The following is an 8,669-nucleotide window of genomic DNA, read 5'->3' on the forward strand; positions in this document are numbered from 1 at the left end:
ATGTTCCGCTCCTTCAGCACCTTCAACTACCGCATCTGGTTCCTCGGCGCCCTGGTCTCCAACGTCGGCGGATGGATGCAGTCCACGGCGCAGGACTGGGTGGTGCTCACCGAGCTGACCGACAACGACGCCACCGCGATGGGCATCACGATGGCCCTGCAGTTCGGGCCCCCGCTCGTGCTGGTGAGCCTCACGGGCTGGGTCGCCGATCGCTTCGACCGCAGGAAGATCCTGTACGTGACCCAGGTCACGCTGCTGCTGCTCGCCCTCGGGGTCGCCGCGCTCCTGCTCACCGGGATCATGACACTGCCCCTGATGTTCTGCTTCGCGCTCGCCTTCGGCGTGGCGAACGCCTTCGACGCCCCGGCCAGGCAGGCGTTCGTCTCCGACATGGTGACGATGGAGGACGCCTCGAACGCCGTCGCCCTGAACGCGGCCTCCTTCAACATGGCGCGCCTGCTCGGCCCCGCCGTCGGCGGGATCCTCATCGTCGCGGTCGGGACGGGCTGGGTGTTCGTGCTCAACGCGGCGACCTTCCTCGCGATGCTCGTCGCGCTCCTGCTGATGCGCCGCGGCGAGCTGATCCCGCGGGCGAAGAACCGCGGCCGTGCAGGGCTCGCGGAGGGCTTCCGCTACGTCTGGAGCCGGAACGACCTCAAGGTGACCTTCGCGATGGTCTTCCTCATCGGTGCCTTCGGGATGAACTTCCCGATCTACGCCTCGACGATGGCGCTGGAGTTCGGCAAGGAGGCCGACGGGTACGGCCTGCTCAGCTCCGTGCTCGCGATCGGCTCCCTCGTCGGAGCGCTGCTGGCGGCACGACGCGATCGCGCACGCATCCGGATCGTCGTCCTCGCCGCGGCTGGCTTCGGCTCGGCGTCCCTTGTCTCGTCTCTGATGCCGACGTACTGGAGCTATGCCGTCGTGCTGATCTTCGTCGGATTCTCCACGGTCACGATGATGACGACCGCGAACGGCTATGTCCAGACCACGACCGACCCCGCACTGCGCGGGCGCGTGCTCGCGCTGTACATGGCCGTGATCATGGGATCCACTCCGATCGGCGCCCCGATCGCCGGCTGGATCACCGATGTCGCCGGCCCGCGCGCCGCGATCGTCTTCGGCGGCTGCGCCGCCTTCGTCGCCTTCGCGATCGGCGTGACGTGGATGCTGGCATCCGGTCGCCTGCATCGCCGCGAGGACACCCGGTTCCTGCTCACGCTGGATGAGACCCGACCCCTCGCGATCATCCGACCCGAGCCCGCCGAGTTCAGCGACGAGGTCGCCGCGACGACGCCGATCCGGAACACCCCGCGGGCGGAGATCGCCTCGGACTGATCGCGCGGGCGACGAGCGCCGCCGTCAGCGCGGCAGCGGCGGCCATTCGCGGGCGGCGAACGGACCGGCTGCGTCGGCGGACGACTCGCCATCGGCCAGCGCCTCGGTCAGAGCCTTGCCGTCGCCCCACCACCAGGCGGACCGCGCCTCGAGGTCGACCGATCCGTCGAGCACGCCGACCTCGACCCGGACGCCGTCCGCGTGAACGGCCACGAGCTCGACGCCCCCACCGGAATCGGAGGGCCCCTCGACCGTCCAGCCCGCGTCGGCGAGCTCCCTGGCGACGGCATCCGGGTCGATCGCGGATCCGGATGCCTCGAGTCGGTATCCCCACAGGAATCCGTAGCATCGCGGACCGCTGCGATCGCATTCCCGCCGAGACGAGTCCAGACCATATGGAGGCGCCGTCTCCCAGGCCTGATCCGCGATCATCGCCCTGACCTCTGCGACCCGCTGCTGGAACTCCTCATACCGCAGCAGGGCCCGCTCCGCCTGCACGGAGACCGGATCTCGCAGGACCTCCGCCGCGGTGCCGCCCGCCGAGTCCTGGCGCGCGCCCGTCGTCACGCTGCCGACGGCGACGACCGCGATCATCAGAAGGGGGAGGACGACCGCCGCGGCACGCACGGCGATCACGCCGCGATGCGGTGCGATCGCGCGGGGAGGCGACTTGCTCTCGACCTTGGCGAGGATCCAGATCGCCGCCCAGGACGCGCCCGCGACGAGCAGCGCGAGAGCCATCATCCCCAGCTCGAAGCCGATGGCCGGCGCGGCCGCGCCGAGCAGCCTCAGCAGGGACGGGACCGCGTCCGCGAGGTTCTGCCTGCTCAACGCGTCGATGGCCAGGAGGATCGCGGCGAACGTCGCCCACCAGTTGACCAGCAGAAGGAGCCCGATCGACCAGGGCACCGTGTCGTGGCCATTCTGCCTCAGCATCCGGTACGGCCACACGCCGAGCAGTCCGCACGCGGGAATCACGACGGGCGCGGTGAACAGCAGGAAGGACCAGGCCCATCCGCCGAAGGTCGAGAACAGGCCGTGAGCACTGAAGAGGACCGGCAGCAGCCAGCTCGCGACCGGCCAGGCGCGCCACAGTCCGTCCAGGAGGCCGCTGCGATTCACAGCTGCGAGCCTAGCGGCGGCACCGCATCGAGCGGGCGAATCAGAACGGCGGCCATTCATCGGCACGGTACGTCCGCGCGCGTGCGGCGTCGCTCTCCTCGAAGGATCGCGGATCCCTCAGGTCGTAGGGGTCTCCCCACCAGATCCCGTTCTCGTACGTCACCTGCACCTCGCCCTCGCGGAGGGCCTGGATCTCCAGCCGACCTCCCTCCGCGTCCACGAAGTCCCCCTCGCTCAGCCTCGTCCATCCGGCGCCCGCGAGCGCGGCTTCAATCGCGGCGATATCCGTTCGCGTTCCCGCGCTCGGATGCATGAAGGAGACCTCGATCCCATAGCAGGCGCCGTCGCGCAGCCGAGACTCGGGCGAGGCCGTGGACAATCCGTAGTACTGGATCACCCAGCCGTCGTCGGCGATGAGCGCCCGCACGTCGGCGAGTCGCTCCTGCGCCGCGGCATAGCGCGCCCGCGCGGCGTCGGCCTGCTCACCGATCGCCACCGCTCTCGACTCGGCCATGGTCTGTCCGGCGGCGTCCGTCTGCGCGAGCGTCGTTTGGACGCCGAGGATCACGATCACCCCGAGCAGGGCCGGCACGCCGAAGGCGGCGATCCAGCCGAGGACGACCCCGCCGCGGCCCGCACCGTCCGCGTCCGTCCGCAGGCCGATCGCCAGCAGGAGGATCACCAGCCACGAGAGGACGCCGATGCCCGCCCCGCCGAGCAGGATGCCGTACTCGAACGCCATGGACAGCGGCGCCGGCACGACGCTGCGCAGCATCGAGTCGAGGGGCGCCCCGTCGGTCGCACCCGACATCGCAGCCGCGAACACGAACCAGCTCCACCAGTTCGTGAACAGCAGCCACACGATCGGCGCGGGGGTTCGGCGATGCGAGCGCCTGCGCAGGAGGAATCGAGGCAGTGAACCGAGAAGCCCGGCCACCGGCACGATGACCGGAGACAGCACGCTCAGAGCGAGCGTCTCCCATCCGCCCCCGCCGAGCCATCCGTGAAAGCAGACGAAGATCGGGAGCAGCCAGTTCATCCACGGCCACGCGTCCCATGTGCGGCTGCGGATGCCGGGCTCGCGTGACGGCGATGCCGTCGGCATCCGGGACGGCATGGCATGACCATGGATCTCGTACATATCCCCCCGAGCCGAGCCGAGCGGGGCGAGGGCGGCAGAGGCATCCGTCCCGGAGATCCCGCGCCCGGCTTGTCAATCCCCTCCTCGACGCATTCCGGCCGTCCTAGCCTCGGGCCATGGACGAGAACAGCGGACGCACTCCGCACCCCGAGGAGCCGGCCGAAGGCCGGGACTACAACGACGAGGAGCTCGACCGGGAGCTCCCCGGGCAGGGGCGCGGCGCGCCGCTCGGCGGCGACGAGACGACCGAGGATCAGCTCGACGCCGACGTGCCGGTGGAGGAGGACACCCTCCGCACGCTGGACCCCGACGATCCCCCGGCCTGAGCCCGGGCCAGAGGCTCCTCATCGCCTCCGCGGGCGGATCAGCGCTCGCACATGATGCCGTCGCGATCCCGGTCCCTGGCCTTCGACTGCAGGTTGTACAGCGAGGTCGAGGGATAGGGATTGCCGACGAACGGCTTGCGCTTGCCAGCCTTGAGATCGAAGGTCGTCGTGCTCTTCCGGATGCCGTCGGGGTAGTCCGCGTTCAGCTGCGCACAGGTCGAGTAGACCTTGCCCTTGACGGCGGCCGTCCGGGAGCTGGCCTTCGCGGCCGTGGCGTACCCCGCCTTCGTCCCCGTGACCTTCACGCTCAGCGCGGCGTAGGCGTCCGAGGGACGGATCCTGTACGTCTTCGACGTGGCGCCGGCGATGGCCTTTCCGTTCCGGAACCACTGGTACCTCAGGCTCGTTCCGCTGGTCCACGCGCCCGTGCTCGCCTTCAGCGTGACTCCGACCTTCACCGTTCCCGTGACCTTGGGAGCCGGTGCGGCGAGCGTCCCCTTCGCCACGGCCGCGCTCGCGGTGGACGTCTTGGTCACGGTCGCGTATCCCGAGCGCTTGCCCGTGACGGCGACGGTGATCCTCTTGCCCGCGTCCGCGGAGACGAGCTTGTAGCGCGAACCCGTGGCGCCGCTGATGGGCACGCCGTCGCGCAGCCATCGGTAGCCGAAGGCGGTGCTCGCCGTCCAGGTCCCTCTGCTGACGCTCAGCGCGGAACCCACCTTCACCGTTCCCGTGATCTTGGGCGTGGTGGCGGTGGCGACCTTGGCCGACTTCGACGACGTCTTCGTGAGCTTCGCGTAGCCCGGCGCGGTACCGGTCACGCTGACGCTGATCTGCTTCCCGGCATCCGCAGACGTGAGCTTGTAGGTCGCCTTCGTCGCGCCCGTGATCCTGGATCCGTTGCGCAGCCACTGGTAGGCGTATCCGGGCTTCGGCGTCCACGTCCCGGGAACGGCCGTGAGAGTGGATCCCACCGCCAGGGTCCCCGAGAGGGTCGGTGCGGCGCCTGCCAGCGCCCCGGGAACGACGGTCCCCGTCGGAGCGGATGTGACGGTCGCCGGAGCGTGTCCCGTCACTGAACCGCTCACCCGCACGCTGATGGACTTGCCCGCGTCCGCCGCAGCGACGGCATAGGACGATGCCGTCGCGCCGGGGATGATCTGACCGGCGCGCAGCCATTGGTACGAGACCTCCTCAGGTGCGGGGGACCAGTCGCCGATCGCGACATCGAGTCTGCGGCCCACCTGAGCCGTTCCGGAGATCACGGGAGTCCCTGGGACGAAGGCGCTCCCGCCGACGGGATCGGTCGCCGGGCTGGTCAGGACGAGGAAGGAGTCGTCGGCATTCGTCGCCCAGCCGGTGACGCGCACGCTGAGCCTCTCTCCGACGTCGTCGACGCCCGGAGCATAGGACGCCGACGTCGCTCCAGGGATCTCCTCGCCGGAGCGGAGCCACTGGAAGTCGTACTGGTCGTCCCACACGCCGAAGAAGCCGTGGTCCGCCGTCAAAACCGCTCCCGCCTGCGGTTCTCCCGACACCCGGGGACCGCCCACGTCGCCGGCAGGCGTGAGGAGATACGCGAAGAAGGCGTCGGACGGCGACAGCGGGTGCGCGGCGACGGAGAAGAAGATCTGGCTCCAGATGCCGCCGAGCGAGACATCGTCCGCGTCCGCCGTGAACGAGCGCGTGCAGGTGACGCTCTCACCAGGGGCGATGCTGGACGGCAGCGCCCGCTCGGCATCGCCGAAGTCCCAGTCGTCCCAGTTGCCGAACCCGGATGCCGTGCAGCCGTCGAGGGTTCCGATCCGCCCGCTCAGACGTGTCACGATCACGGCGCCCTCGGGAAGCTCGATGGCCTCGTCCGTCGCGTTGGTCGCCATGTAGGCGATGGAGAGCGTGTCCCCGGCGACGAAGACGTCTCCGGAGGGAGCAGCGATGCTCAGTGTCAGTCCCGAGGACGGGTCGACGACGCCGTCGGGCTCGTCGGCCTCGGCAACCGCCGCAGGCGCGACGACGAGCGTGGCCGCGAACAGGATGCTCGCCGTCGCCACGGCGACGAGCCGGCCTGCCCGCTCCGCGAAGGCACTGTTCATCTCGGTGTTCCCCAGTCCGCCTGGCGCACTGCGCTCGGCACGTCGATCGTGGCCGGATCGGACGGGCGGCCGATGCGACGATGAGAACGGGTGACGGCGCTGACTACTCGGCCTGTCCCGACACGCACCTGGTGCATCGGATCCCGCTGACCAGAGCGTACGGCACGGCGATCTGCGCGCGCAATCGTCGGCGGACCGGCGCCGTGCCGCGTCGCGGACAAGGCGGTCGCCCCGATGCGGACATCGGCTCTCTCCCGGTCCGACGGGTCTTGTCGGACCGGAAGGTCAGCCTTCCAGCACCAGCCGCAGCTGCTCGAGCGCCCAGTCGATCTCGGTGGCCCGGATCACGAGCGGCGGGGCGATGCGGATGGTCTGCCCGTGCGTGTCCTTGACGAGGACGCCGCGCTCGAGGAGCTTCTCGGCGATCTCGCGCCCGGTACCGAAGGCGGGGTCGATGTCGACCCCGCCCCACAGCCCGGCGACGCGCACGGCGTTCACGCCGTGGCCGACGAGCTTCTCGAGCCCCGCGGCGAGGTGCTCGCCCAGTGCGCGGGCGCGCTCCTGGAACTCGCCGGTCTCCAGCATCTCCACGACGCGAAGGCCGACGGCGGCGGCGAGCGGATTGCCTCCGAACGTCGAGCCGTGCTCGCCGGGACGGATGACTCCCAGCACGTCGCGGTCGCCGACGACGGCCGATACCGGCAGGATGCCGCCGCCGAGCGCCTTCCCGAGCAGGTACAGGTCGGGCACGACACCCTCGCGATCGCAGGCGAAGGTCTCACCCACCCGGCCGAGCCCGGACTGGATCTCGTCGGCGATGAACAGGACGTTCCGCTCGTCGCAGATCTCGCGGATGCGACGGAGATAGCCATCCGGCGGGATCACGACACCGGCCTCGCCCTGGATCGGCTCCACGAGCACGGCGGCCGTGTCGTCGGTGATCGCGGCGGCGATCGCCTCGGCGTCGCCGTACGGAACGATGTCGAAACCGGTCGTGAACGGGCCGAAGCCGCTGCGCGCCGACTCGTCGTCGCTGAAGCTGACGATCGTCGTGGTGCGGCCGTGGAAGTTCCCCGCCGCGACGACGATGCGGGCGGCATCCGCGGGGATTCCCTTGACCCGGTACCCCCAGGCTCGAGCGACCTTGATGCCGGTCTCGACGGCCTCCGCGCCGGTGTTCATCGGCAGTACGAGCTCCTTGCCGCACAGGCGCGCCAGCGCCTCGGCGAACGGCTCGAGCCGGTCGTTCATGAACGCGCGACTGGTGAGGGTGATGCGACCCAGCTGCTCGGTCGCGACCGCCACGAGCGCCGGATGCCGGTGCCCGAAGTTCACCGCGGAGTAGGCGGCGAGGAGGTCGAGATACCGCTTGCCCTCGACATCGGTGACCCAGACGCCCTCGCCGCGCGCGACGGTGACGGGCAGCGGGTGGTAGTTCTCGGCGACGTGCGCCTCGGCAGTCGTGGTCGTGTTCGTGGTCACTTCGCACCTCGCAGTTCCAGCGTGCAGCACTTGATGCCGCCGCCGCCGAGCAGCAGCTCGGAGAGGTCGACGGCGATGGGGTTGTATCCGCGTTCGCGCAGCTGCTTCTCGAAGCCGAGCGCGCGGGGGGAGATGATGACGTTGTATCCGTCGCTGGCGGAGTTGAGCCCGAAAACCGCTCCGTCCGCGTCTGCGACGAGGATCGCATCCGGGAACCGTTCCTCGAGGATTGCGCGGCTCGCCTCGTCGAATGCGCCGGGCAGATACGCGATGTTCGCGCGCTCCGGGCCGCCGTTCTCCACGCCCTGGACAGGATCGAGGACGGCGATCGCCGTGTCCAGGTGGTAGAAGCGGGGATCGACGAGGTTCAGCGAGACGACCTCGCGGCCGAACACCTCGCCGACCTCGCGGTGGCTGTCGCCGGTCGAGCGGAATCCGGTGCCGGCCAGGATGACGTCGCCGACGAGCAGGAAGTCGCCCTCGCCCTCGTTGACCTCCTCGGGCTCGACCGTGTCATAGCCCGCAGCACGGAACCAGTCGGCGAAGGCGGGCGCCTCTCCTGCGCGCTCGGCGAAACGGAACTTCGGCACGTAGGCGCGGCCATCGATGAGGAACCCGCCGTTGGCCGTGTAGACCATGTCGGGATACCCCGGCAGCGGATCGATGAGCTCGACCTCGTGCCCGAGCTCGAGGTACAGGTCGTGCAGCTTCTGCCACTGGGCGACGGCCTTCGCGGTGTCGGTCGGCTTCGCCGGCTCCATCCACGGGTTGATGGTGTAGCTGACGGTGAAGTGCGAGGGTCTGCACATCAGATAACGGCGATGATGGGCGGTGCGGGTTGTTGTGGCGACGGTCTCCGGCGTGGACATGGTGCTCCTCGGAATGAGATGCGGCGGACGCTGTCCAGGGGCCCGGCGGGCCTTCGACCCGGAGCTCGACGCAGACGGGGAAGAAGCGACACGGGCACGCCTGTCCCATTGTGTCATCCGTTGCCGTGCGCGCGCCAGAGGGACGCCACAGGATGCCGGGGTGGGAGTGTGCGATGGCCACACTCCCACCCCGCCGACCCCCGCTCGTTGAGCGCGGACGGCACAGCCGTACCCCCTCCTCCCGTTCGTTGAGCGAGGACGGCGCAGCCGACCAAGTCGAAACGCAGCCCGAGACAAG

At 69.9% G+C, this 8,669-nt stretch carries 7 protein-coding genes; 2 read left to right on the forward strand and 5 right to left on the reverse strand.

The window, feature by feature from the left end; genetic code table 11:
- The gene (locus ACYVGQ_RS01675) at positions 1-1,338 is read left to right on the forward strand and encodes an MFS transporter (RefSeq protein ID WP_460783909.1); all 1,338 of its coding nucleotides are present in this window, start codon (positions 1-3) and stop codon (positions 1,336-1,338) included.
- Between the two features lie 24 nt (positions 1,339-1,362).
- Here ACYVGQ_RS01675 and ACYVGQ_RS01680 read toward each other — a convergent pair whose 3' ends face one another.
- Together ACYVGQ_RS01680 and ACYVGQ_RS01685 are read right to left on the reverse strand one after the other, a co-directional pair.
- A complete protein-coding gene (locus ACYVGQ_RS01680; protein WP_460782761.1) occupies positions 1,363-2,460 on the reverse strand; it encodes a hypothetical protein in 1,098 nt (365 codons plus the stop codon).
- A 40-nt stretch (positions 2,461-2,500) separates the two neighbouring features.
- Entirely contained in the window at positions 2,501-3,577 is a 1,077-nt protein-coding gene (locus ACYVGQ_RS01685) for a hypothetical protein (RefSeq protein WP_460782762.1), read from the reverse strand.
- Positions 3,578-3,717: 140 nt separating this feature from the next.
- Here ACYVGQ_RS01685 and ACYVGQ_RS01690 point away from each other — a divergent pair, with 140 nt between their 5' ends.
- A complete protein-coding gene (locus tag ACYVGQ_RS01690) occupies positions 3,718-3,927 on the forward strand; it encodes a hypothetical protein (protein WP_460782763.1) in 210 nt (69 codons plus the stop codon).
- A 38-nt stretch (positions 3,928-3,965) separates the two neighbouring features.
- On the opposite strand, the gene ACYVGQ_RS01695 is transcribed toward ACYVGQ_RS01690, so the two are convergent.
- The 3 genes from ACYVGQ_RS01695 to ddaH form a co-directional block, all read right to left on the reverse strand.
- Positions 3,966-6,020 (reverse strand): hypothetical protein, encoded by a 2,055-nt coding sequence (locus ACYVGQ_RS01695; RefSeq protein ID WP_460782764.1) that lies wholly within the window; start codon positions 6,018-6,020, stop codon positions 3,966-3,968.
- Positions 6,021-6,305: 285 nt separating this feature from the next.
- Positions 6,306-7,502 carry an ornithine--oxo-acid transaminase gene (gene rocD / locus ACYVGQ_RS01700; RefSeq protein WP_460782765.1) on the reverse strand — a complete coding sequence of 399 codons (1,197 nt, stop codon included), beginning with the start codon at positions 7,500-7,502 and terminating at the stop codon, positions 6,306-6,308.
- Entirely contained in the window at positions 7,499-8,371 is an 873-nt protein-coding gene (ddaH, locus tag ACYVGQ_RS01705; protein ID WP_460782766.1) for a dimethylargininase, read from the reverse strand. The genes rocD and ddaH overlap by 4 nt, the downstream gene beginning before the upstream one ends.
- Between the last annotated feature and the right edge of the window lie 298 nt (positions 8,372-8,669).

It is taken from the genome of Microbacterium tumbae (assembly GCF_054780175.1).